Raw genomic sequence first — 24,954 nt, 5'->3', positions numbered from 1 at the left:
ATGTCTTTAGCTGCAAACTCTCGATACAAAACCATTTTATTACCCATTGTTATCTTGGTAGTGACCGTGGTCAGCTTTTATTTGATCACTAATAATCCGCCTACGGCAAAGCGTGGTCGCCCGAGTATGGCACCACAGATCAATGTGGAAGTACAAACATTAGCTAAAGTCGATTATCCCATGGTGATTGATAGTTATGGCACCATTAAACCCAGAACACAGAGTATTTTATTTCCACAAGTGTCAGGGCAAATCATGGCAGTCAGTAGAAATTTTCAAGCGGGCGCCTTTTTTGACAAAGGTGATGTGTTAATTGAACTTGATGATCGTGATCTCAAAGCGGAAGTTAAAATCGCACAAGCTAATTTATATAGCGCTAAACAAAGTTTAATTGAAGAAAAAGCACGTGTAGAGCAAGCGAAACAAGATTGGCAACGTTTAGGTAGCGAGCAAAATGCGCCAGATCTTGTGTTAAGAAAACCGCAACTTCTAGCGGCGCAAGCAACACTGTATTCAGCACAAGCGACTCTTGAAAAAGCTGATTTAGCACTTGAGCGCAGTAAAATAAAAGCGCCCTTTACCGGACGAATTTTAACCAAGGAAGTCGATTTAGGTCAGCTGGTGTCACCTAGTACTCGATTAGCAGAAATTTATGCCGTGGATTATGTTGAAATTAGACTCCCGCTTAAAAACACAGACCTTCGGTTCATTGATCTACCGGAAAACAGTCGTTTAAGTAATACAAGTTCGACCCCCTTACCGGATGTAACCATTTATTCTGAGCTTGCAGAGGATCAAACATGGCAGGGAAAAGTGGTACGTACCGAAGGTGCATATGATAAGAATTCACAACAATTGTATGTGGTAGCACAAATTGATGATCCTTATAAAAATATACCCCGCTCAGGTTTACCCTTAAAAATAGGACAATATGTAAAAGCACAGATTTCTGGTCGTACTGCTGAGCAAGTCATTGTTATACCAAATAGTACTATTTACCAAGGAACCTATGTTTATGTCGTGGAAAAGGGCATTTTAAAACGAATAAATGTCAATATTGCTTGGCAAAATAATGATGTCGCTGTGATTGAATCAGGGTTATCGCAAGGACAGTTTTTAGTATTAACGCCGCTTGGACAAGTCACTTCTGGCACTAGCGTACGTATTAATATGGTTGATGGTGTCCCCGTAAAAAGAGCAAAACCTACAGCTAAACGGCCGAATAAACCAGCTATGCAAGAGAAAAATTCTCAACAGCCTAGTAAAGAGAATACTGATAACAACAAAGGTGAGCAACTATGATCGCTTGGTTTGCCCGTAATCATGTTGCAGCAAATTTGTTGATGATCACTATTTTGCTGTTAGGGGTGTTTTCACTAAAAAGTAATATTCCATTAGAAGTATTTCCGTCATTTGATTCCGACATTGTCAATGTTGGGGTGACACTACGTGGCGCTACACCTGAAGATACCGAACAAGGTATTGCTATTCGCGTAGAAGAGGCGATACAAGACTTACAAGGGGTTAAAAAAATCGTCAGCACATCCGTTGAAGGTGCTGCGAATGTCAGAATTGAAGCTGAAGAAGGTTATGATGTTCGTGATTTGTTAGCGGATATTAAAAGCCGTGTGGATGCAGTAAACACTTTTCCTGTGGAAGCAGAAAAACCGATTGTTTCGATTCAACAACGTAAGCGTAATGTCATTTCTGTAACCGTTGCTTCTATCTACAGTGAGAAAGAGATTCGAGAATTTGCCGAGCAGGTGCGTGATGATCTGCTTGCGCTTAATGATGTGACTCAAGTGTCATTAGATGCAGTAAGAAATTACGAAATTGCCATTGAGGTTAGCCCAGATAAACTTCAGCAATATGAGATAAGCTTATCTGACATTGCTAACGCAATTAAAGCAAGCTCTGTTGACTTATCTGCGGGTAATATTCGCACTGAAGGGGGCGATGTATTATTGCGCAGTAAAGGACAAGCGTATCGACGTGATGATTTTGAACATATTGTCGTGAAAACTCAAAGTGATGGTTCATTTCTTTACGTAACCGATGTGGCAACGGTCAATGATGGTTTTGAAGAAAAACCGTTAAGAGCACGTTTTAATGGTAAACGTGGTGCATTAATTGATGTCTATCGCATCGGTCAACAAAATGCTATTGATGTCGCCGATGCCGTTAAAAATTACATTAAACAAAGACAAGCAACACTACCTCAAGGCTTTGAGTTAAGTTACTGGGATGATGATTCAGAGATTGTTAAAAGTCGTCTCAACACATTGATTTCTAATGCGTTACAAGGTGGCTTCTTAGTCCTGTTACTGTTAACTCTATTTTTACGACCGTCTATTGCTTTTTGGGTTTCTATTGGTATTCCTATTAGTTTTATGGGGGCATTTATTTTAATGCCACTTTTCGATATCACGATTAATATTATTAGTCTATTTGGTTTTATTTTAGTGTTAGGCATTGTGGTTGATGATGCTATTGTGACAGGTGAAAACATTTACCGTCATACTCAAACAGCAAAATCAGGCTTAGATGCTGCGATTAAGGGCACACAAGAAGTCGCATTACCAGTCACCTTTGGTATTTTAACTACCATTGCGGCATTTCTGCCCTTGGCGTTTATTGAAGGGCGACGCGGTGCACTGTTTGCACAAATTCCAATGATTGTGATACCGGTTTTATTGTTTTCGTTGATAGAATCAAAGTTCGTTCTACCATCGCATTTGAAAAACTTACGCTTACGCTCTGATGTATCAAAGTCTTCACGTTTTAGTCAGTGGCAACAACGCTTTGCTGATGGTTTTGAACGACTGATTTTAACTTATTATCAGCCGTTATTAGCTAAAGCGATTAATCATAAACTAACCACGCTGTCATTGTTTATTGCTACATTTGTGATTATTTATGCCTTTATCGTCAGTGGCTGGACAAAGTTTACCTTCTTTCCTCGTATTGTTAGTGAAACCGCTCGGGCGAATTTAACCATGCCTGTGGGAACCAGTTTTGATGTGGTTGATCGTTATGTGGAAAAAATGGCATTAGCTGCAAACCAGCTACAAGACAAATATCGCAATGAACAAGGCGATAGCGTTATCTTAAATACCTTAGCGATCACCCGTGATGAAGTTGGCAGAGTGCGCTTTGAAATTTTACCCGCTGATAAAAATGATACCGGTATAGGCACTAGACAACTTGTACGAGAATGGCGACAAATGATTGGTGATATTCCTGGGGCTGAAAGTTTGACTTTTCGCGCCGAGTTTGGACGGGCAGGTGATCCGATAGATATTCAATTATCAGCCAAGGATCTCAATACATTAAATTTAGTGGCAGAGCAGGTTAAATCGCGCTTGGCGACATATCCGACGGTATTTGAAATTGCTGATAGTTTATCCGATGGCAAACAAGAGTTGGAAATTGAGTTGACCGAACAAGGCCATGCGATGGGCATTTCAAGAACGACGATAACGCGCCAAGTAAGGGAGGCATTTTTTGGTGCTCAGATCCAACGCATTCAACGGGGGCGAGATGATGTGCGAGTGATGCTTAAATTCCCTCTAGCTGATAGGCAATCTGTTGCCAGTTTAAAAGATATGCTAATTAATACGCCTGATGGAGCTAAAGTGCCGCTTTCTCATGTTGCTACATTAATTCCAGGGAAAAGCCCTTCTGCGATCAAGCGCATAGATCGCTATCGCACCATCAGCGTTACGGCTGATGTGGATAAACAAAATACTAACATGACAGTACTTAATGCTGATTTAAAAGCTTATTTACAAGAGTTAGTTTCAAAGTACCCAAGTGTTAAATACAGTCTTGAGGGGGAAGCAAGGGAGCAAAAAGAATCATTTAGTAGTTTAAAGCTAGGGCTAATTTTTGTTTTCTTTATTATATATTGCTTGCTGGCGATTCCGTTTAAGTCGTATTCGCAGCCACTAATTGTGATGTCAGTGATCCCGTTTGGGGCGATTGGCGCCATTGTTGGTCATTGGATCATGTCAATGGATCTAACCATCATGAGTTTATTGGGGATGATGGCACTGATTGGCGTAGTGGTTAATGATAGTTTGGTGTTGGTTGACTTTATTAATCAGAAGCGTCAGCAAGGTGTCTTGTTAATTGATGCTGTATTAAAAGCAGGCCAAGCAAGGTTTAGGCCCGTGATGCTTACATCGCTGACTACCTTTATTGGTTTAATGCCTTTGCTATTTGAAAAAGCAACTCAGGCGCAGTTTTTGATCCCTATGGCTGTTTCGCTAGGCTTTGGTATCATATTTGCCACATTAATTACTTTAATACTGGTACCTGTTAATTATTTAATAGTAGAACGAGCGCGTACTTTTGTTAAACTATCATCAATGAAAGTAGCAAGTAGATAACTGAGTGACTCATGGCAGAAGAAACAATTTTTTCAAAAATAATACGACAAGAGATCCCAACACCTTTATTGTATCAAGATGACTTAGTTACCGCGTTTAGAGATATAGCGCCACAAGCTGAGAGTCATATTCTTATCGTGCCAAATAAATTGATCCCAACGGTTAATGATCTTGAACAAGATGATGAACTTACCATGGGGAGAATGTTTACGGTTGCTAAGCAGTTAGCAAAGCAAGAGGGCATTGATGAAAATGGCTACCGTTTGATCATGAATTGCAATCAACATGGTGGGCAAGAAGTGTATCACATTCATATGCATTTAGTGGGTGGACAGCCTTTAGGGAAAATGCTGAATCTTTAAGTTGTTTTCCTACTCCGTCGGTTAGCACACATGTGACAGTAGTGTTAACTGACGAACTAGCGGTAAAGATAAATGAGACAAAACGTTAATTAGATAAGCTTAGTGGTAATGCACTCTGGTTAATGCTCATTCATACTTATCATTTATTATCAGTCTATCGGTATTTTTTGTGAAGTGGACAAAAATATTAGAAGATAAAAGCAACTTATTTTGGTTTGTTCATACCGCGGGTTGGTTTGGCTTCGCCTTAGTATATTATCTGAGCTCATTATTACATGATTTAAGAGATATATTTGTCATTATCATCTTTCTTAACGCTTACGCAGGTTGGTTATTCAGTATTCCTTTACGGTACATATATCGTCATATTTGGAACCATACCCCGTTACAAATAGCGCTTTATGTCTTATTTAGCTCCGCCATTACTGGCTTGCTCTGGCAAGTGGTACAGAACATTAATTACTGGGAAATCTATAAGCACGGCTATCGACCTGAAAAATTGATTTTTTATACTAAAAATGGCCTTTTTTCAGTGTCTATTATGTTGAGCTGGAGTGTGTTGTATTTCGGTACTAAATATTATCAAATGCTGCAAAGAGAGCGTCAAAATGTGCTTAAAGCCAATACTGTTGCTCATCAGGCTCAACTGAAGATGCTACGATATCAGTTAAATCCGCATTTTTTATTCAATACCTTAAATGCAATTTCTACCTTAGTGCTGGTCAAAGAAAACGATACCGCCAATGCTATGGTGACAAAACTCAGTGAGTTTTTACGCTACTCTTTAGATAAAGATCCGATGAAAAAAGTGTCGCTAGAAAGTGAGTTACAAGCATTACGGTTATACTTAGACATTGAAAAAGTGCGCTTTGAAGAACGTTTACAGGTTAATTACCATGTGGCAAAGGGCTGTGAGCAGGCGCTTGTACCAAGTATGATCTTGCAGCCTATAGCTGAAAATGCCATTAAATATGCGATTGCAGTGCAAGAGCAAGGCGGAGTTATTAACATCAGTGTGGATAAATTTGGTCATGATTTATTAATTGCATTAGCTGATAATGGCCCTGGGGCTGAAATTGTTAATGGTAATTTACATCGTGAAAGTGGTGTTGGTTTAGTCAATACTCGTGAACGATTAGAGGCTATGTATAAAAATAACTATTCATTAGTGGTTGCCAATAATGAGCCAAAAGGTGTTAAAGTAAATATTAGGATCCCATTTGAAATCGGAACAGTATCATGAGTAAAGTGTTATCAACCATAATTGTTGATGATGAAGCGTTAGCTCGTAAAGGTTTAGCCATTCGTTTGCAAGCCCATGATGACATTAATGTGATAGCTCAATGTGGTAATGGCAGGGAAGCAATAGAGGCAATAAGAGCATATCAGCCAGATTTGATATTTTTAGATATTCAAATGCCTGGTCTAGATGGTTTCGAAGTTGTGCAGTCCATTATTGAGCAAGGTTTATCCATGCCGATGGTGGTTTTTGTAACCGCTTATGATCAGTATGCGTTAAAAGCGTTTGATGTGCATGCGTTTGATTATCTATTGAAACCGGTCGATGATGAGCGTTTATCACAAGCGATTGATAAAATACGTGAAAAAATTCAAAGTGAAGAAAATTTATTACATAAAGAGCAGTTAGTTAAGCTTGTCAGTGATGTGACAGGCAATGACTGTGAAGAGATTTTACAAGACTTAGCCGCCAATAAGTTAACCAATTACTCGAATTATTCAGATGTTCTGGCGATTAAAGATGCTGGTGAAGTGAGCAGGGTACCAGTGAAAGAAATTATTTGGATTGATGCTGCTGGTGATTATATGTGTGTGCATACCAGCGCTAATACTCATATTTTACGAAAAACCATGAAAGAGTTAGAAGAAACGTTAGATCCTCAGTTATTTATTCGCAGTCACCGTTCAACAATCGTTAACAAACATTATGTTGATAAGTTTTGTAGTCAACTCAATGGCGAGTACTATTTAGTTCTTAAAAATGGTAAAGAATTAAAAGTCAGCCGTAGTTATAAAGACAGGGTGAAACAAGCCGTAACTGCGTAAGCAAGTATAGTGTCAGTTTAATGCTAAGATATTTTCTTGTGCATCAACAAGAGCTTGGCTTACCCGTTTTTCATGTTTAATGGCTTGTGTTAATGCGACTAAGCTCATGGTGTTATTTTGCTCCCCGATCATCATATCTGTTTTATCATCGACAATGGCTTGAATTGATGCGACTCCCATACGCGTAGCAAGTAATCTATCTTTGGCTACAGGTGAGCCGCCACGCTGAATATAACCTAAGGTACATAATGGGCAATCAATACCTGTTAACTGACTTAGACCATCTGCCAATGCCTGAGAGCCGTTAGGCCATAAATTTTCTGCTATGACGATCAAATAACTTTTATGACGCTCTTGCTGTGCGGCTTTAATTTGTGCTGCAATTTTATTTAAAACTTGCTTTTCATCATTTATTTGAAAGTTTTCAAACGATAATACTTGTTCAGCGGCGCACGATATTCCCACATTAAAGGTAATGTGCCCACTTTTTCGCCCCATCAGTTCTACAAGAAAAACACGATCAAAGGCGTCAGCGGTATCGCGTATTTTATCAATGGCGTCAATCGCCGTATTTACTGCGGTAGCAAAGCCGATAGTATTATCGGTACCGTCAATATCATTATCAATGGTACCAGGGATGCCGATCATCTGTCCTGACCAAAACTGCTTTAAGGCAATAAGCCCATTGAATGAACCATCACCACCTATCACGATCAGTGCATCAATTTTGTTTTTAAATAACACATTGGCAGCTTGTTTTAACCCCAAGTCACTGCGCATGTCTTTACAACGTGCACTTTTTAAAATGGTGCCCCCTCGGTGAATGATGCCATTGATGTCAGAGAGAGATAATTGGGTAAATTCATTATTGAGTAGACCGTTGTAACCGTGGTGAAAACCTAATACTTGCATGTGATAATGCTGTGCTGTTAATACAACGGCACGAATTGCTGCGTTCATACCAGGTGCATCGCCACCACTGGTTAATAAAGCTATGCGTTTTGTCACCAAAGTTCTCCATTAGATTGATGTGTTATCAACACTATTAAAGTCAGCAATAGCTTATACCAATGCTTAATTATTTGACAGTCAAAGAAGTCTGTTTGTGATGCAAATTTCTTGATGATTGACTAATAAAAAAGGCGACCGAAGCCGCCTTTAATTGCGATGATAAGCCGTAGTTATTTTAAGTGCGACTTCTCAACAGTCAAAATTTTCAATGTATTAGTAGCGCCGACTGTTTCCATTAAATCACCATGAGTGAAGATGACTTTATCGCCAGCAACTAAAGAGGTATTACTGACGACTGCATGTAAAACATCTTGAGCCAAGCTATCATGGTTGCTTGAAGTTGAATCAAATGCAATAGGGTAAACACCACGGTAGATGGCACTTTTGCTTAAGGTTTTATCATGGCGTGACAATGAATAAATCGGTAAGCCTGAAGTAATTCGTGACATCAGTTTTGCTGTATGACCAGATTCGGTTAACGCAATAATGGCTTTAACACCATTTAAGTGGTTCGCTGCATACATTGCTGATAATGCGATAGTTTCAGAAACTTCCGAAAACATGAGCTCAATTCTATGTCTTGAGGTATTGACTGAGCGATGTGTTTCAGCACCAAGACATACTTCTGACATTGCCTTGACAGTTTCAACAGGGTATTTACCTGCTGCTGTTTCAGCAGACAACATCACTGCATCTGTACCATCTAATACGGCATTTGAAACATCCATTACCTCTGCACGTGTTGGCATAGGTTGAGTGATCATCGTTTCCATCATTTGTGTGGCAGTGATCACCACTCGGTTTAATTGACGAGAACGAGCAATAATGTGTTTTTGCTTACCAACCAGTGCTGCATCACCAATCTCAACGCCTAAATCGCCACGAGCTACCATAACAACATCAGAGGCAAGAATAATATCGTCTAATACCTTGTCATCATTAACAGCTTCAGCACGCTCGATTTTAGAGACTAAACGGGCATCACAACCTGCTTCTTGTGCAAGCAATCGTGCTTCACGCATATCGGCAGCATCTCTTGGGAATGAAACCGCAAGAAAATCAACATTAATTTTTGCCGCCGTTTTGATGTCTTCTTTATCTTTGGTGGTTAATGCTGGAGCAGTTAATCCTCCCCCTTGACGGTTGATCCCTTTATTGTTGGATAAAGGTCCACCTACCGTAACTTCAGTGAACACGGATGTACCGTCGGTGCTCAGTACTTTTAATTGTACACGACCGTCATCAAGTAAAAGAATATCACCCGCTGTGACATCTTTTGGTAAGTTTTTATAATCAATACCTACTTTCTCTTGGCAACCTTCACCTTTGGGTAAACTGGCATCTAATTCAAATTTATCGCCAACGGCTAATGTGATCGGACCATCTTTAAAAGTAGACACCCGAATTTTTGGCCCTTGTAAGTCTCCCAAAATACCTACGTAGATTCCTAGTTCTTTTGCTAACTCACGTACAGTTTTAGCACGTTGAATATGATCTTCCGCATTGCCATGTGAAAAGTTAAGGCGAACAACATTCACGCCGGCTGCAAGCACTTGTTTCAAGGTTTCTCTATCTTCAGTTGCTGGGCCTAATGTCGCAACTATCTTCGTTCTTCTAGGCATTTTAATCCTTAGTATTTAACTAAATTATTAAGTAATGGTATTGCTATTCTTTGCGCTCAAATCGTGAGCTTCGTAAACTATCTTTCACTTTTTTCAGGTTATCTCTAAATTTGGTACCACGACGTAAAGTAAAGCCTGTGGCTAATATGTCGATTAGAGTTAGTTGCGCAATGCGAGAGGACATTGGCATATAAAGATCGGTATCTTCTGCAACGTCTACAGATAGCACAATGTTACATTCTTTCGCGAGGGGAGTGCCTTCTGTGGTAATGCCGATAACCGTTGCATCATTTTCTTTAGCTAAACTGGCTACTTCCACTAATGATTTAGTTCGGCCTGTATGTGAGATAACGACAACAACATCTCCCTGCTGGCTGTTAATCGCACTCATACGCTGCATTAATACATCATCAAAATAGACGACCGGCACATTAAAGCGGAAAAACTTATTCAAGGCATCATGTGCCACAACGGCTGAAGCGCCTAATCCGAAAAAAGAAATCTTATTGGCTTGTGTCAACAAATCAACCGAACGGTTAATTGTTGCCGTGTTTAAACTTTTACGGGCTAATTCAAGGCTTGCCATAGTCGATTCGAAAATTTTTGCGGTATATTCATCTGCAGTATCACTTTCATCGACGTGGCGATTTACATAAGGTGTACCATTTGCAAGACTTTGCGCTAGGTGTAATTTAAAGTCGGGATATCCTTTAGTATCTAAGCGACGACAAAAGCGGTTGACAGTAGGCTCACTGATATTGGCCTGCTTTGCTAATGCGGCAATACTTGCATGAATAACAGTACTCGGCTGTGCTAGAATGACTTCGGCAACTTTGCGCTCTGATTTACTAAATGTGTCTAGTTCATTGGCAATCTTTTCTAAAATATTCATATTTTAACCCTAGATCTTTTTATTAACTGTAATTTTTTTTCTCTAACATGAAAGAGAAAATGAAAATTTATTTCATTTTTCATACAATATAAATCAAAATGGCATTTTTTTGCAAATGTTTAATACTATATTGTGCACTTTATTTTTAAATTATACTTTATAACCGTTAAGTTTAATTAATTGTAGTAAAATTACAAAAAACACTTTACTGCGTGGTTCACACGCGATAAATTAGTTGTAAATGTAGTTTAGTTACAATAAAAAGATTAGAAACAAGAGAATACTTCTTATGAAAAACTCTGATTATCAGTCTGCAAGTGAATTCGTTATTTTTGGTGCTTTAGGTGACTTGTCTCGCCGTAAATTACTTCCTGCACTCTATCAGTTAGACCATGTTGGGTTGTTACATCAAGAAAGCCGCATTGTTGCCGTAGCTCGTCAAGATTTACCTTTAACAGAGTTAATCGCGTTAGTAGAAGAGAATTTAACTAACTTTGTTAAAGAGGGACTCGACAAAGAAACCCTTGCTCGATTCCTCAGCCGACTGGTGTATCAGCAACTCGATTTTAAGGATTTAGCCGCCTATAGCAAATTGGCAGATACTTTAGCGGAAGGGCATCAAACCCGTGTTTTTTATTATTCAACACCGCCAGCTATTTATGGTGATATGTCTGATGGTTTACATGCGGCAGGGCTGATCACTGACGATGTACGAGTGGTGATGGAAAAACCTATTGGCCATAGCCTTGAATCATCAAAAGTGATTAATGATCAAGTGTCAAAGCACTTTAAAGAAAATCAGATCTATCGTATTGATCATTATTTAGGTAAAGAAACAGTCCTTAATCTACTGGTATTACGTTTTGCTAACTCGTTATTAACTAATAATTGGGATCGTAACTCTATTGATCATATTCAGATAACGGTTGCAGAAAGTGTCGGTATTGAAGGCCGTTGGGGCTTTTATGATGATGCTGGTCAAATGCGTGATATGGTGCAAAATCATTTACTGCAAATTCTGTCTTTACTTGCGATGGAGCCTCCTGCTGATTTAAGTGCTGAGAGTATTCGCGCCGAAAAACTTAAAGCTGTTAAAGCCTTAGTCCCCATTGATCGTTCAAACGTTAAAGAAAAAACTGTGCGTGGCCAATATGCCGATGGTTTTTTAAATGGAAGTGCCGTACCTGGCTATTTGAATGAAGATGGTGCGAAAGCAAACAGTAATACCGAAACCTTTGTTGCAATTAAAGCTGAAATTGATAACTGGCGTTGGAAAGGTGTACCTTTCTACTTACGCACAGGTAAAAGAATGCCAGCGAAGCACAGCGAAATTGTTGTTCATTTTAAAGAGCAACCTCACAATATTTTCAAAGATAGTTATGCCGATCTACCTGCAAATAAATTGACAATTCGTCTCCAGCCCGATGAAGGGGTTGAGCTGCAAATGATGAATAAAATCCCCGGTATTGCTAACCAGATGAATCTTCATGAAAACAAACTCGATCTTAGCTTTTCTGATACTTACGATAATCAACGTGTTGTTGATGCTTATGAACGTTTAATGCTCGAAGTGATTAATGGTAATCAGTCATTATTTGTTAGCCGTGATGAAGTTGAAGCTGCTTGGCAATGGGCGGATAGCATTATTGAAGCATGGCAAGCCACGAATGAGCCGCCTAAATCTTATCCTGCTGGTTCATGGGGACCTGTTTCTTCAATTGCTTTAATCGCGCGTGATGATCGCCAATGGGTAGAATAATATGTATCAATTAAATGAATTTTCTCAGCGCAGTGAATTAGATACTGCATTGTCTGATAAAGTTGCTGCGATTTTAACCGATGCAGTGAATATGAAAGGTAAAGCGAGTATCGCTGTTTCTGGCGGCTCAACGCCAAAAGGTTTTTTTACCGAATTGTCACAAAAAGCACTGCCTTGGGCTGATATTACCATTACGTTAGCGGATGAACGCTGGGTGGATATTGATAGTGACAGCAGTAATACCCGATTAGTTCACGAAAATTTATTACAAAACCAAGCTGTTAACGCGAAATTTTTTCACTTAAAACAAGGGGAAGAATTATCAGAAGAAACACTTGCTGATTTGAATTTAGCCGCTGATTCAGCCCTGTTACCGTTTGACGTTCTCATTTTAGGTATGGGAGAAGACGGGCATACGGCATCGTTATTCCCTTGTAGCGAACAAATTAATCAGGCACTTTCAGCTGATTGTCCTTCATTATTGAAAGTCGTACCAACAACGGCACCACATGATCGCATTACTTTTAGTTTCAATGCGTTAAAGCAAAGTAAAAACACCTTTTTACATATTAGTGGTGACAGCAAAAAAGCGGTACTTGAACAAGCTTGTGCCAACAGTGATATCAAAGCTATGCCTATTCGAGCATTTCTTCATGATCCAGTAATTAATACCCAAGTATTTTGGGCGGAGTAACTTATGGCGAATAAAATGAATCAACAAATAGTAGCAATCACGGAGCGTATTGTTGAACGAAGTAAAGCATCACGCCAAGCATATTTGGCTAAAATTGATGCTGCTAAGTCTCAAACTGTCCATCGTGCGAGTTTATCTTGTGGTAATTTAGCTCATGGTTTTGCTGCTTGTGGTAAATCGGATAAAGATGTTTTACGTGGTATTAACCATTCTGATGTGGCTATTGTGTCTGCCTATAATGACATGTTGTCTGCGCATCAACCTTATGAAACTTATCCTGAAGTGATTAAAGAAGCCGTACGTGAAACAGGCGGGGTTGCCCAATTTGCTGGTGGTGTACCTGCAATGTGTGATGGTGTCACGCAAGGTCAGCCTGGTATGGATTTGAGCTTAATGAGTCGAGATGTTATTGCAATGTCAAGCGCTGTTGCGTTATCACATAACATGTTTGACGGCGCATTAATGCTTGGGATTTGTGATAAAATTGTCCCTGGTTTACTAATTGCTACCATGACATTTGGCCACTTACCAACCGTTTTTGTGCCAGCCGGCCCGATGCCTTCAGGGATCCCTAATAAAGAGAAAGCTCGTGTTCGTCAACAATTTGCTAAAGGTGAAATTGGCGAAGATAAATTATTAGAAGCTGAATCAGCTTCATATCATGCGCCTGGCACTTGTACTTTCTTTGGCACAGCCAACTCTAACCAATTGGTGGTTGAAGTGATGGGGTTACACTTACCAGGTGCATCATTTGTCTCACCTAATACCCCATTGAGAGAAGAATTGACTAAAGCTGCTGCGCGTCAGGTTACCCGTTTAACGCAACAATCTGGTAACTACATGCCTGCCGGCAAAATGATCACTGAAAAATCTATTGTTAATGCCATCGTGGCATTATTAGCAACCGGTGGTTCAACTAACTTAACCATGCACATAATAGCATTTGCAAGAGCTGCAGGCATCATCATTAATTTCCAAGATTTTAATGATTTATCTGATGCTGTGCCGTTAATTACCCGTATTTACCCTAATGGTTCTGCTGATATTAATCACTTCCAACAGGCTGGTGGTATGGCGTTATTATTTAAACAGTTGCTTGGGGCTGGTTTACTTCATGAAGACGTCGATACTGTCTGCGGCCATGGTCTAAATCGTTACACCAAACAGCCAGAACTGGTTGATGGAAAATTACAGTGGGTTGATAGTGTCGATGTGTCAGGCGATCCAGAAGTTATTGCGACAGTTGATGCTCCGTTTAAAGCAGATGGCGGCTTAAAAGTACTTAAAGGTAATTTAGGTGTGTCGGTGCTTAAAACATCATCGTTACGTGAAGGCAGCACTGTTATTAAGGCACCAGCGGTTGTTTTTGAAGATCAACATGAACTTGAAACGGCGTTTAAAGCGGGTGAATTAGAAAAAGATTTTGTTGCTGTGGTTCGATTTCAAGGACCTAAAGCACGGGGCATGCCTGAATTACATAAATTAACGCCACCATTAGGTGTGTTACAGGATAAAGGCTTTAAAGTTGCGTTGGTTACCGATGGTCGTATGTCTGGTGCATCAGGTAAAGTACCTGCTGCTATTCATTTATCTCCTGAAGCACTTGATGGCGGTTTGATCGCTAAAGTAAAAACAGGCGATATGATGTTAGTCGATGGTGAATCTGGTCAGTTAACTTTGTTAGTTGATCAGCAAGAGTTAGCGCAGCGTGAAAATGCACAATTTAATGTCAATGGACATCACCAGGGCATGGGTCGAGAGCTCTTCGGTTTTATGCGTAACAATTTAAGCTCGGCAAATACGGGTGCTTGTTCGTTATTTGAGGGTCAAGAATAACCATGTCACATACTATTGTTAATATTGTAGCTGATATTGGCGGCACTAATATTCGCCTTGGTTATTTTGCTAATGAAGAAGCCGCAGGCAACATTAAAGTGTATCAATGCGCTGAGTATGAGAGTTTATCAGCCGTATTAAAAACCTATATTGAAGAAGTAGGTTTAAGCAATGCAACCATTAATGCTTGTTTAGCAATTGCTTGTCCGGTCGAAAATGACTGGATCTCAATGACAAACTTGCCTTGGCGCTTTTCTAAAAGAGAGCTTAAACAAGAGTTAAACCTTAATAAGCTGGTGTTGATCAATGATTACACAGCCATTGCTCACGCCATTCCTCATCTTAAAGATAACCAAAAAGTGAAAATTGGTGGTGGTAAGGCAGTAGCAGGCAAACCTATTTCTATTTGTGGTCCTGGCACTGGCCTTGGTGTCGCTAATGCTTTGGCTATTGGTGAGCATTGGCATGCATTAGGTGGTGAAGGAGGGCATGTTGACTTTGCCCCTGTCAATAAAATTGAAAGTGAAATACTGGCTTTCTTGTTTACTAAATATGAGCATGTTTCTTATGAACAGCTGTTATCTGGTTTAGGTTTAGAGCAGATTTATCAAGCATTGAACCACATTTATAACGCTCAGTTACCTCAACTCACGGCTAAAGACATTTCCGCTAAAGCATTGACAAAAGAATGTCAGCTTTGTCAGCAATCATTAGCACAATTTTGTAGTATTTTAGGAAGTTTTGCTGGCAATCTAGCATTAACTCTTGCCAGTTTTGGCGGGGTGTACATTGCTGGTGGCATAGTTCCAAGGTTTATAGAGTTTATTGAACAAAGTGAATTTAGAAGCCGCTTTGAAAGCAAAGGGCGCTTCGAAGACTTTAATCAAAACATTCCAACTTACGTTATTACTGAATCACAACCCGGCATTTTGGGTGCTTCGGCTTACCTTCGCCAACATAATCTTCAACATCTAGGATAAAAAGAAATTATGACCCTAACTAAGAAATGGCAAGTTATGCCGCAAGACCTTTTCGCGATGGGACCACTCGTGCCTGTGTTAGTTATTAAAGACGTTGAAGATGCGTTGCCGATAGCAGAAGCTTTACTTGCTGCCGATGTGAAAGTGTTAGAAGTCACTTTAAGAACGCCTGCCGCACTTGATGTGATCCGAACTATTGCCAAAGAACTACCAGAAGCAGTAGTAGGCGCAGGAACGGTAACAAATAGAGAATTACTTCAACGTTCAGCCGATGCGGGGGCTAAATTTGCTATCAGCCCCGGTTTAACAAAAGATTTATTACAAGCAGGTAATGAAGGGAATGTAGCATTAATTCCTGGTATTTCATCAATTTCTGAATTAATGGATGGTATTGATTACGGTTATGATCATTTTAAATTCTTTCCTGCAGAAGCATCTGGTGGTGTAAAAGCGATCCAGTCAATTGGTGGTCCGTTCCCAGATATACGTTTTTGTCCTACTGGCGGCATTAACATAAACAATATTAACAATTATCTTGCACTAAAAAATGTCATGTGTTGTGGTGGTTCTTGGTTAGTCTCAGATGATATTGTTGCACAAAAAGACTGGTCTAAAATTACTCAACTAACTCAACAAGCACTAACGCATATCAAGTCGTAAGCGTAAAATAACAGGGTTAGACAATGAAAAGCACAAGTAACCCTTGTGCTTTTTTTGTGTAACTATGGCTTGCTTAGAAACAAATCAGCCGTTAATTATATTGACTATAATTAACGGCTGAGCTTTGTGATAGAGCGTATTTGAACTAGTTAGAACGAAGACGTATCGGTAAATAGGCCCACTTTCAAATCTTTTGCTGTGTAGATCACTTTACCATCGACGCTGACTGTACCATCAGCAATACCCATAAACAATTTACGCTTGATAACACGTTTTAAATCGATTTTATAAGTTACTTTTTTCGAGGTTGGTAAGATTTGACCGGTAAATTTAACTTCACCAACACCTAAAGCACGTCCACGACCTGGACCACCTGCCCATGCGAGATAAAAGCCAACCAGTTGCCACATAGCGTCTAAACCTAAACATCCAGGCATTACCGGATCACCTTTAAAGTGACAGTCAAAAAACCATAAATCTGGAGTAATATCGAGCTCTGCGATAATTTCACCCTTATCAAATAAACCACCTTCTTCGGTAATAAGGTTAATACGGTCCATCATTAACATGTTATCAGAAGGCAGTTTACTGTTACCTTCACCAAAAAAGTCGGTAGTGCCTGCTAAAATCAAATCTTCTTTGGAAAATGAATTCTTTTGTTCCATGGGTAATAATTACTCTAGTTTCATAAATTTTTAAAAGCGCTACTTTAGCGAACACTTGTACACTAAACAACTCTGAACAGTTAATTAATTAATATTTATTTGAGTTAACGCAAACAATCGGTAAAATGTGGTTATACGTAACCAGAATTTAGTTGTGTTTTATGTCTGATAATGAATTGATAAATAGAAAGAAAAAAGCATTGAGTAATGCTGAAAAGCAAAAACGATATCGTGATCGGCAAAAAGAGAAAGGTAAACAGGAAATGCGTGGCTATTTATCTCCTGAAGCTAAAAAGTGCTATCAAATGATAGCTGAGCAAACTGGCTGGAATGATAGCATCATACTCAGCAATGCCATCCGCTTAACTTTTGCTGCTTATAAAAACGGTCAAATAGGGTTATTAAATAATTGGCTTAATAAACATAAGTTATAATTGATCTGTTATACTGATTATAAGTCGGATAAGTCGCGATAAAATTTTAATTTACTTTGGTATGATTTCGATTGTGTTTGGTAAAGTTTGGTTTTATTCTATCGGTTCTTTGCTGTTTACACCTAGTGAAAAAGATAAATAAAGGTAGCCTCCCTTGATAAATGTTTTATTAGTAGATGATCACGAATTAGTACGTACAGGTATTAGAAAAATACTTGACGAAATCAAAGGTTTTAAGGTGATCGGAGAAGCAAAAACGGGTGAAGAAGCCGTACAATTTTGTCGTAAAACAGAACCGGATGTTGTCTTGATGGATATGAATATGCCGGGGATCGGTGGCTTAGAAGCGACGAAAAAAATTATTCGCTATGCGCCGGATGTCAAGGTGATCGTGTTAACGGTTTATTGCGAAGATCCTATCCCAACCAAAGTTATGCAAATTGGCGCGGCGGGCTATTTAACTAAGGGCGCTGGTCCTGATGAAATGGTTAATGCCATTCGCGCGGTTCATTCTGGCCAACGTTATTTAACGCCTGAAATTGCCCAACAAATGGCACTCAGCCAATTTAAATCTGCCGATGAAAATCCTTTTAACGCATTATCAGAGCGTGAATTACAAATTATGCTAATGATCACTCGTGGTGAAAAAGTTCCTGATATATCAGAACAACTCGTATTAAGTACGAAAACGATAAACAGCTATCGATATCGTATGTTCGAAAAACTCGGTGTGAGTAATGATGTTGAATTAACGCATTTAGCCATACGCCACGGCATGTTAAAAACAGAAAAACTTTAATCGCTAATAAACCATTGTCTACCCCAGAAAACTCATTTGATCACCAAGCATTCTTAGCCTCTGTTTCTCAACAAGCAGGGGTGTATCGCATGTATGATCACCAGCAAAAAGTGATTTATGTTGGTAAAGCCAAACAGTTAAAAAAGCGCTTAGCCAGTTATTTTCGTAAAGATGTTGGCAGTAATAAAACCAAAGCTTTAGTTAAACAAATTTGTGCAATAGATGTCACCGTGACCCATACCGAAGGGGAAGCGCTGCTTTTAGAAAATAATTACATAAAAAAATATCAGCCTAAATATAATATTTTACTGCGTGATGATAAATCATACCCCTACTTGTTAATCACCGATCATAAGCACCCTAAACTAGGCTTGCATCGAGGTGGGAAGAAGGTCAAAGGTGAGTATTTTGGTCCTTATCCAACGGTGGGTGCCGTTTGGGAAAGCTTAAGGCTGATGCAAAAACTATTTCCTATTCGACAATGTGAAGATAGTTATTATCGGGCACGGAGTCGCCCTTGTTTGCAATATCAATTAGGCCGCTGTTCTGCACCTTGTGTAGATCGAATTTCAGTTGATGATTATCACCAACAAGTGGCTTTAGCTAAGTTGTTTTTGCGCGGAAAAAACTCTCAAGTGATTGAACAACTTGTCGTTAAAATGGAAGAGGCAAGCCGATCGTTGGCGTTTGAAAAAGCCGCTAAATATCGTGATCAAATAGCGACCTTACGAAAGGTACAGCAACAGCAATTTGTCAGTGGCATGGCGGCAGAAATGGATGTTATCGGTTTTTATCGTCAACAATCGCAAGTTTGTATTCATTTATTGTTTATCCGAGATCATAAAATTTTAGGTAGCAAAAGCTTTTTCCCCACGATTCCTATTGATACTCAGGACACCGAAGTGTTAATTGCATTTATCGAACAGCATTACTTCGCTGTTGATATTGCGGCGGGGAACATTCCTAAAGAAATCGTACTGCCATTTGCTTTAGATACTGATATAGAACTTACATCATTACTGGCGGAGCAGGCACGGCATGATGTTAAAGTTTCAGCCAATGTACGTTCTGAGCGCACTCAGTATTTAAAACTTGCTAATACTAACGCCCAGAATGCATTAGCCAGTAAAAATAGTCATAAAGAGTCAATGCAGGCACGGTTCTCTGCATTAAATGACGTATTCGAGTTACCCAATGGCATCAATCGTATCGAGTGTTTTGATATCAGCCATACCATGGGGCAGCAAACCATCGCGTCAAATGTGGTGTTCAATCAAGAAGGGCCATTAAAGAGTGATTATCGTCGATATAATGTTCATGGCATCACTCCTGGAGATGATTACGCCGCTATGGCCTTTGCTTTAAATAAACGCTATGGCAAGGTGACTTCAAGCGATAATATGCCAGATATTGTCTTTATTGATGGCGGTAAAGGGCAATTGGCAAAAGCGGAGCAATTTTTTGCTGAACTTGCACTAGATAAAACTCCTCTATTAGTGGGGGTGGCCAAAGGAGAATCACGAAAGCCTGGCTTAGAAACGCTTATTATGGCAGGCAGTCATCAATTGATTTCACTACCTGGTACCTCACCCGCACTTCATTTAGTGCAGCATATTCGTGATGAATCCCATCGTTTTGCGATTGCAGGTCACAGGGCTAAACGACAAAAAGTGGGTAAAACATCCACCTTAGAGTCAATTCCTGGTATAGGAGCTAAAAAACGCCAAGCATTATTGAATTATCTTGGTGGATTACAGGAAGTGATTAAGGCAGATCAAAAAACGTTAGAAAAAGTACCAGGCATTAGCTCTGCTTTAGCACAAAATATTTATGACGCCTTACATGACAATTAATTCAATATCTGTGTAGAATAACGATATAACAATTATATCGTTTACTTTTAGTTTTTAATGGCTGTGATTAATAGTTTCTTGCTAGCGATTTACTAGATGTACTAATAATGTAGTGTGGATATATGTGGACTATTCCAAACCAAATAACTTTATTTAGAATTATTTTAATCCCAGTTTTTATTATTGTTTTTTATTTACCTATCTCATGGAATCATTTTGGCGCGTTTGCTGTTTTTTGGTTAGCTTCAATCAGTGATGCCTTAGATGGTTACTTAGCGAGAAAATTAAATCAATCGTCCGCGTTTGGTGCGTTTATTGATCCCGTCGCTGATAAATTAATGGTAGCAACTGCATTAATCATGATTGCAGTTGATTTTCAGCATTGGTATATCGCGGTGCCTGCAATGTTGATGATTGCGCGAGAAATTTTTATTAGTGGCTTGCGCGAATTTATGTCTTCACGAGGCAAACGCAGCATAGTGGCGGTTTCGCAATTAGGCAAATATAAAACTGCAGCACAAATGCTTGGTATCATGGGCTTAATTTGGCAACCCGATTATGATATCCCACTTATTTTCTTTCATTTTCCTCATGAAATTTTAATGTTTGCTGCCTATGCGTTTTATTTTATTGCAACTATTTTAACGGTTTGGACCATGTTGGAATATTTCAAAGCGGCATGGCCAGAGTTAAAAGGGGAGTAATACTGTTTAAAAACCAAGCAAAACAGCTTGTTGTCAGCTAAAAAAACATCATTTTAGACGGTTTTTAACCACTTAAAATAAAAATGAAATTAAATAGTTGACTCGTAAATATTTCAATGTAGAATGCACCACCAGTTGACAGGGAGTCAACAGATGAAGCGGCTGTAGCTCAGTTGGTAGAGCATCACGTTGCCAACGTGAATGTCACGAGTTCGAGTCTCGTTAGCCGCTCCAATTCTCTTTAAGAGAAAATTCTAAGGAATACTACTCAGCTCGTAGTTGATGAAACGGCGGGTTGGCAGAGTGGCTATGCAGCGGATTGCAAATCCGTGGACCTCGGTTCGACTCCGGGACCCGCCTCCATACTGCCCGGGTGGTGGAATTGGTAGACACAAGGGATTTAAAATCCCTCGCTGGTAACAGCGTGCCGGTTCAAGTCCGGCCCCGGGTACCATTTCATCCGCTAGAGTTGAAGTTGAATTAGAAAAAACAATGCGCTAGAATGCGCGACCTGAAAAACGATTATGCGGCTGTAGCTCAGTTGGTAGAGCATCACGTTGCCAACGTGAATGTCACGAGTTCGAGTCTCGTTAGCCGCTCCAATCTTTCAGGTAGGTAAAAATTAATAAGCGGCTGTAGCTCAGTTGGTAGAGCATCACGTTGCCAACGTGAATGTCACGAGTTCGAGTCTCGTTAGCCGCTCCAATTTTCATTGGCTCGCTAATGAGAGAGTAGGTCAAACCAATACCTACTATAAAAAACTTCCCTTATGCCCGGGTGGTGGAATTGGTAGACACAAGGGATTTAAAATCCCTCGCTGGTAACAGCGTGCCGGTTCAAGTCCGGCCCCGGGTACCATTATTTATCAAAACGTTCATTGATTACGCTTTTAACCAAAACATGTCGGTTAAAGATGTACGATCACGTTTTTCATAAAACAATTTCTATTGTTATCTCTTATCTATTTGTGATGATTTGTAAAAACATCAAAATAAAGATGCTAAGCTCATAGCTGCTAGCAAGCCGATATTTACGTTAAAAGTCCCAACCTACTCGCAGATAATAATGTCCGCCATTAAAGCCTGTAGGGGAGTTTAACGGATATATAGCACCTAAAAATCCGGGGGTGCGTCCTTCACTATATTCTTCAGGAAAAACATTAAAAATATTTTTAGCACCAAACGCAGCAACTAGTTTATTAGTAATGTTGTAGGAAATTTCTACATCGGTCATCACAATTGGGGCTACTTTTTCAATAAGGGATACGTCGTTAAATTGAGCATTATAAAAGCTGCCATAATAATTAAGGCCAACTCTTGCTGTTAAATCTCCTTGTGAGTATGAGTAGGTTAATACTCCACGAGTTTTAGGGAGGCCGTCTTCACGCTCTTTTTGTTCATTAAGATTTGAGATCGGACTGTTGTCGTTAGTGACTTCTAAAGCTGTATCGGTGTAATTTAATGCTAATGACAACAAGTTGCTTCCGTTGGCGAATTCAAATGGCAAACTTGCTACTAAGTCAAGGCCTTGGGTCGTAGAATTAAAATCGTTCGCGTAATATTGAATATTTGTTACGTTTGAGCCTACTCCAGAAGCAGCTAACAATGACGCATCACTTGCGACAATTTCACTGGTGAATAGTGATAAGCGATCATCTACGTCAATATAAAAGTAATCTAAAGTGATATTCACTGGCCCTATCTCTGATAATGCCCCAAAACTAAAACTAGTGGCTTTTTCTGGCTCTAGTTTGCCTCCCGAGCGAGCTGTTGCTATTGGACTTAACGCACTCACGAGTTGCGAGCTTTGTTGAACGACGACATCATCAATCACAGAGTTTGAGGTCGATATGCGCTCAAGGGTAGACTGCCCAACCGTAGGTGCCCTAAAGCCACTACTGAGCGTTGAGCGAAAGGCAATGTCATCTGTTACTTGTAAACGTGCTGAAATTTTACCATCAAATGTATTACCTATCTTCCCTATTTTTTCATATCTCATTGCAAGAGAGACTAAAAGGTTTTCAGTTACATCACCTTCAATATCTAAATATAACGCGCTTGATGTGCGATGATTAACACCCGCTGTATCAGGAGAGAAACCTGGGAAACCATTGGCTCCTACGGCTTCGCCATTGTTTGAAAAACTACCTGCTTGGTATGAGGCGCGATCTCCTGCGACAATTTCAAATTGCTCAAAGTGATTTTGGTAGCCAAAGGCAATATTTAACTCAGATTCAAAACCCACTTCTAGTGGATAGGTAAAGTCAGCGTTGAATACTCGCTCTGTTTGAATTTGAGAACCTAAATTAAAATCTACTGGGGAATCTTCACCTAATGATGCATTAACGGTTTTATGTAATTCATAATCGATATGATTTTTACCTAATACCATACTGATATCATAGCTTAATTCAGCATCACCATGGGCTAAAGCTCCACGTATGCCAGCGGCTATGCTGGTGTCGGTAATTACACCGCCAAATCGAGGGGTGAAGCCGCCAGGAAAGCGTTCGTTAAAAGCAAAACAGTTATCGTTAGCCATGACTGCCGCCAAGGCCTCTGAATCACCTTCACTACCTGGAATAGTTGGGGAAGGGCAATTTCCTGTATGGTCACTGGTCATATCAAAAAACAAGCGTGTGCCATCATTCGGGTTAGTAAAGACACTGGCTCTCGTATTTGGATTACGATAAAAAAAACTGCCGTCGACATTGCGTTGTGCCCAGTTGCCAAATAGATAAAGTTGCTGATAATGGTTTAGCTCGCCAATATCCATTTCTATATTAGCAAATGTTTTGATATTGTTGGCTATTTCAGGTGCACCCCAAATCACTACAGGGTCTTGAATATCATTTTTGCTGATACCACTATCAATTAAACTCTGCACAGCAGGATCTTGTATTCCGCGCGAGGTTGGATCGCTTTGGGATAATTCAAAGGAAAAGTTAGCAAGGCCGTCGTTACCTAGCTGGGTGCCTAATATTCCTGAAAGTTCAAGTTTCTTGCCGTCACCAGCATAGTATTGACCAGTGCGTAACTCAATGTGTTGTATATCTGGATTGTTTTCTAAACGAAAATTAACAACACCAGCAATCGCATCAGAGCCATATTGTGCAGCGGCACCATCCCTTAATACTTCGACACTTTTAAGGGCGATACTTGGAATAGGCTCGAGATCGACGCCATGCGCCCCGACATTCAATCCTGAAATATATTCGTAAATAACACCACTACGATGACGTCGTTTACCGTTAACCAGAACCAACATGCTATCTGTGGGTAAACCTCTAAGATTAGGCGGTCTTACCAAAGTACCCGCATCACTAATGGCTTCTTGCCTTGCATTATATGAGGGGATAACACTTGATAGGGTTGAGATAATATCCTTGTTACCGCGCGCCTTTAAATCTTGCTGATTAATGATATCTAACGGTGCTAACGCATCACTAGGTGAGCGATAGGGGCGACGTGAACCAATAATTTGGATCCGTTCTGCTTTATTTTCTTTATTAGCATCTTCATCAGCACTTTGTTCGGTTTTAGTGTTAGCGCTTTTGGCTGGTAACGAGATGGGTAATGTCTCTGTTGTTTTGTTATTGTTTAAAATGGCGGATACGGCTATCACCTGCTTTTTTGTAGCAACGGCACTAAGAGGAGTATTTAAAAGAAGTTTTTTTAAGGCATCGCTAAGTGAATATGTACCGTAAAGCGGGTTTGTCATAACGACAATTGAGTCGTCAAATGGATAAATTAATGAATAACCAGAGATATCTGCTAACTTGTCTAACGCTTTAGCGGCATTCATTGCTGGTAGTTTGAATTGGTAGCGTTCAGTTGCGAGACATAGTAAAGAATTACTTAACAAACACAGGCCAAATACGATATTAGCCTTTAGGTATTTTCGTTTTCTATGTTTTTTTAGGCGTTTAAACACTTAATAGATATCTCGATGTCTGTTAGTTAGCATTAAAAATTGCTCCTATTAAGGAAACATATTATCACTATTGCTAGGATTGTCTTGCTCTTTGAACCTCCTGATTAATAATATTTGAAGACGGTAAAGGTCGCTAGTTACAATTGCTTACTGCAAGGATATAACAATGACATGCTCGTTTCTGTCAAATAGTATTGGCTTCATCTTATCATTACAACTGGTATTCAACCATTGATGTTAATTTTAACTAAGTCGTATTATTGATAAAAAAACCTCAGCAAAAGCTGAGGTTTTT

General features: G+C 39.6%; 19 protein-coding genes and 6 tRNA genes. 20 read left to right on the top strand and 5 right to left on the bottom strand.

Annotated features, from left to right (window positions below):
- The 5 genes from IV514_RS13695 (at position 1) to IV514_RS13675 (ending at position 6,817) form a co-directional block, all read left to right on the top strand.
- Positions 1-1,302 carry an efflux RND transporter periplasmic adaptor subunit gene (locus tag IV514_RS13695; protein ID WP_206485814.1) on the top strand — a complete coding sequence of 434 codons (1,302 nt, stop codon included), beginning with the start codon at positions 1-3 and terminating at the stop codon, positions 1,300-1,302.
- Positions 1,299-4,391 carry an efflux RND transporter permease subunit gene (locus IV514_RS13690; RefSeq protein WP_206485813.1) on the top strand — a complete coding sequence of 1,031 codons (3,093 nt, stop codon included), beginning with the start codon at positions 1,299-1,301 and terminating at the stop codon, positions 4,389-4,391. The genes IV514_RS13695 and IV514_RS13690 overlap by 4 nt, the downstream gene beginning before the upstream one ends.
- Positions 4,392-4,402: 11 nt before the next feature.
- Positions 4,403-4,753 carry an HIT domain-containing protein gene (locus IV514_RS13685; RefSeq protein ID WP_206485812.1) on the top strand — a complete coding sequence of 117 codons (351 nt, stop codon included), beginning with the start codon at positions 4,403-4,405 and terminating at the stop codon, positions 4,751-4,753.
- A gap of 169 nt (positions 4,754-4,922) precedes the next feature.
- Entirely contained in the window at positions 4,923-5,996 is a 1,074-nt protein-coding gene (locus IV514_RS13680) for a histidine kinase (protein ID WP_206485811.1), read from the top strand.
- Positions 5,993-6,817 carry a LytTR family DNA-binding domain-containing protein gene (locus IV514_RS13675; protein WP_206485810.1) on the top strand — a complete coding sequence of 275 codons (825 nt, stop codon included), beginning with the start codon at positions 5,993-5,995 and terminating at the stop codon, positions 6,815-6,817. The genes IV514_RS13680 and IV514_RS13675 overlap by 4 nt, the downstream gene beginning before the upstream one ends.
- 12 nt (positions 6,818-6,829) lie before the next feature.
- Here the strand turns inward: IV514_RS13675 and IV514_RS13670 are convergent, their stop codons facing one another.
- From IV514_RS13670 to IV514_RS13660, 3 genes are all read right to left on the bottom strand, one after another.
- On the bottom strand, positions 6,830-7,825 hold the full coding sequence (locus IV514_RS13670) for an ATP-dependent 6-phosphofructokinase (RefSeq protein WP_206485809.1): 996 nt from the start codon (positions 7,823-7,825) through the stop codon (positions 6,830-6,832).
- A gap of 173 nt (positions 7,826-7,998) precedes the next feature.
- Entirely contained in the window at positions 7,999-9,450 is a 1,452-nt protein-coding gene (pyk, locus tag IV514_RS13665) for a pyruvate kinase (protein ID WP_206485808.1), read from the bottom strand.
- A 43-nt stretch (positions 9,451-9,493) separates the two neighbouring features.
- Complete coding sequence (locus tag IV514_RS13660) at positions 9,494-10,342, bottom strand: MurR/RpiR family transcriptional regulator (RefSeq protein WP_206485807.1); 849 nt, start codon at positions 10,340-10,342, stop codon at positions 9,494-9,496.
- A 289-nt stretch (positions 10,343-10,631) separates the two neighbouring features.
- Between IV514_RS13660 and zwf the strand changes: the two genes are divergently transcribed.
- Genes zwf through IV514_RS13635 form a run of 5 tightly spaced genes read left to right on the top strand, consistent with a single transcriptional unit; the run spans position 10,632 to position 16,271 of the window.
- Entirely contained in the window at positions 10,632-12,101 is a 1,470-nt protein-coding gene (zwf, locus tag IV514_RS13655) for a glucose-6-phosphate dehydrogenase (RefSeq protein WP_206485806.1), read from the top strand.
- A 1-nt stretch (position 12,102) separates the two neighbouring features.
- Positions 12,103-12,795, top strand: coding sequence for a 6-phosphogluconolactonase (pgl, locus tag IV514_RS13650; protein WP_206485805.1), 693 nt, complete (start codon positions 12,103-12,105; stop codon positions 12,793-12,795).
- Positions 12,796-12,810: 15 nt separating this feature from the next.
- Positions 12,811-14,631 (top strand): phosphogluconate dehydratase, encoded by a 1,821-nt coding sequence (edd, locus tag IV514_RS13645; RefSeq protein WP_206485804.1) that lies wholly within the window; start codon positions 12,811-12,813, stop codon positions 14,629-14,631.
- Between the two features lie 2 nt (positions 14,632-14,633).
- The gene (locus tag IV514_RS13640) at positions 14,634-15,611 is read left to right on the top strand and encodes a glucokinase (RefSeq protein WP_206485803.1); all 978 of its coding nucleotides are present in this window, start codon (positions 14,634-14,636) and stop codon (positions 15,609-15,611) included.
- 9 nt (positions 15,612-15,620) lie between these two features.
- Positions 15,621-16,271 carry a bifunctional 4-hydroxy-2-oxoglutarate aldolase/2-dehydro-3-deoxy-phosphogluconate aldolase gene (locus tag IV514_RS13635; protein WP_206485802.1) on the top strand — a complete coding sequence of 217 codons (651 nt, stop codon included), beginning with the start codon at positions 15,621-15,623 and terminating at the stop codon, positions 16,269-16,271.
- A 149-nt stretch (positions 16,272-16,420) separates the two neighbouring features.
- On the opposite strand, the gene fabA is transcribed toward IV514_RS13635, so the two are convergent.
- Positions 16,421-16,936, bottom strand: a complete 516-nt coding sequence (fabA, locus tag IV514_RS13630; RefSeq protein ID WP_206485801.1) for a bifunctional 3-hydroxydecanoyl-ACP dehydratase/trans-2-decenoyl-ACP isomerase — start codon at positions 16,934-16,936, stop codon at positions 16,421-16,423.
- A 161-nt stretch (positions 16,937-17,097) separates the two neighbouring features.
- Between fabA and IV514_RS13625 the strand changes: the two genes are divergently transcribed.
- From IV514_RS13625 to IV514_RS13580, 10 genes are all read left to right on the top strand, one after another.
- Positions 17,098-17,370: a hypothetical protein gene (locus IV514_RS13625; RefSeq protein WP_206485800.1), complete on the top strand. Its 273-nt coding sequence runs from the start codon at positions 17,098-17,100 to the stop codon at positions 17,368-17,370.
- Between the two features lie 154 nt (positions 17,371-17,524).
- Positions 17,525-18,169 (top strand): UvrY/SirA/GacA family response regulator transcription factor, encoded by a 645-nt coding sequence (uvrY, locus tag IV514_RS13620; RefSeq protein ID WP_206485799.1) that lies wholly within the window; start codon positions 17,525-17,527, stop codon positions 18,167-18,169.
- 14 nt (positions 18,170-18,183) lie between these two features.
- Positions 18,184-20,022, top strand: a complete 1,839-nt coding sequence (gene uvrC, locus IV514_RS13615) for an excinuclease ABC subunit UvrC (protein ID WP_206485798.1) — start codon at positions 18,184-18,186, stop codon at positions 20,020-20,022.
- A 122-nt stretch (positions 20,023-20,144) separates the two neighbouring features.
- Positions 20,145-20,726, top strand: coding sequence for a CDP-diacylglycerol--glycerol-3-phosphate 3-phosphatidyltransferase (gene pgsA / locus IV514_RS13610; protein WP_206485797.1), 582 nt, complete (start codon positions 20,145-20,147; stop codon positions 20,724-20,726).
- 158 nt (positions 20,727-20,884) lie between these two features.
- Positions 20,885-20,960: transfer RNA gene (locus IV514_RS13605), tRNA-Gly, on the top strand.
- 55 nt (positions 20,961-21,015) lie between these two features.
- A tRNA-Cys gene (locus tag IV514_RS13600) sits at positions 21,016-21,089 on the top strand.
- 4 nt (positions 21,090-21,093) lie between these two features.
- Positions 21,094-21,180 (top strand) — tRNA-Leu (locus IV514_RS13595).
- A gap of 72 nt (positions 21,181-21,252) precedes the next feature.
- Positions 21,253-21,328, top strand: a tRNA-Gly gene (locus IV514_RS13590).
- 27 nt (positions 21,329-21,355) lie between these two features.
- Positions 21,356-21,431: transfer RNA gene (locus tag IV514_RS13585), tRNA-Gly, on the top strand.
- A gap of 66 nt (positions 21,432-21,497) precedes the next feature.
- A tRNA-Leu gene (locus tag IV514_RS13580) sits at positions 21,498-21,584 on the top strand.
- 177 nt (positions 21,585-21,761) lie between these two features.
- Here IV514_RS13580 and IV514_RS13575 read toward each other — a convergent pair.
- The gene (locus IV514_RS13575) at positions 21,762-24,590 is read right to left on the bottom strand and encodes a TonB-dependent receptor (RefSeq protein WP_206485796.1); all 2,829 of its coding nucleotides are present in this window, start codon (positions 24,588-24,590) and stop codon (positions 21,762-21,764) included.
- Positions 24,591-24,954: the final 364 nt, after the last annotated feature.

This window comes from Thalassotalea sp. G2M2-11 (assembly GCF_017168195.1).
Taxonomy (GTDB): Bacteria; Pseudomonadota; Gammaproteobacteria; order Enterobacterales; family Alteromonadaceae; genus Thalassotalea_E.
The sequence above is the reverse complement of the archived record's forward strand: the minus strand, read 5'-3'. Positions and strand labels throughout refer to the sequence as shown.

What these genes read in the sequence shown, in the direction of transcription:
- IV514_RS13695 (WP_206485814.1), top strand. Translation starts at nt 1, where the DNA reads ATGTCTTTAGCTGCAAACTCTCGATACAAAACCATTTTATTACCCATT.
- IV514_RS13690 (WP_206485813.1), top strand. Translation starts at nt 1,299, where the DNA reads ATGATCGCTTGGTTTGCCCGTAATCATGTTGCAGCAAATTTGTTGATG.
- IV514_RS13685 (WP_206485812.1), top strand. Translation starts at nt 4,403, where the DNA reads ATGGCAGAAGAAACAATTTTTTCAAAAATAATACGACAAGAGATCCCA.
- IV514_RS13675 (WP_206485810.1), top strand. Translation starts at nt 5,993, where the DNA reads ATGAGTAAAGTGTTATCAACCATAATTGTTGATGATGAAGCGTTAGCT.
- pyk (WP_206485808.1), bottom strand. Translation starts at nt 9,450, where the DNA reads ATGCCTAGAAGAACGAAGATAGTTGCGACATTAGGCCCAGCAACTGAA.
- IV514_RS13660 (WP_206485807.1), bottom strand. Translation starts at nt 10,342, where the DNA reads ATGAATATTTTAGAAAAGATTGCCAATGAACTAGACACATTTAGTAAA.
- zwf (WP_206485806.1), top strand. Translation starts at nt 10,632, where the DNA reads ATGAAAAACTCTGATTATCAGTCTGCAAGTGAATTCGTTATTTTTGGT.
- pgl (WP_206485805.1), top strand. Translation starts at nt 12,103, where the DNA reads ATGTATCAATTAAATGAATTTTCTCAGCGCAGTGAATTAGATACTGCA.
- edd (WP_206485804.1), top strand. Translation starts at nt 12,811, where the DNA reads ATGAATCAACAAATAGTAGCAATCACGGAGCGTATTGTTGAACGAAGT.
- IV514_RS13640 (WP_206485803.1), top strand. Translation starts at nt 14,634, where the DNA reads ATGTCACATACTATTGTTAATATTGTAGCTGATATTGGCGGCACTAAT.
- IV514_RS13635 (WP_206485802.1), top strand. Translation starts at nt 15,621, where the DNA reads ATGACCCTAACTAAGAAATGGCAAGTTATGCCGCAAGACCTTTTCGCG.
- fabA (WP_206485801.1), bottom strand. Translation starts at nt 16,936, where the DNA reads ATGGAACAAAAGAATTCATTTTCCAAAGAAGATTTGATTTTAGCAGGC.
- IV514_RS13625 (WP_206485800.1), top strand. Translation starts at nt 17,098, where the DNA reads ATGTCTGATAATGAATTGATAAATAGAAAGAAAAAAGCATTGAGTAAT.
- pgsA (WP_206485797.1), top strand. Translation starts at nt 20,145, where the DNA reads ATGTGGACTATTCCAAACCAAATAACTTTATTTAGAATTATTTTAATC.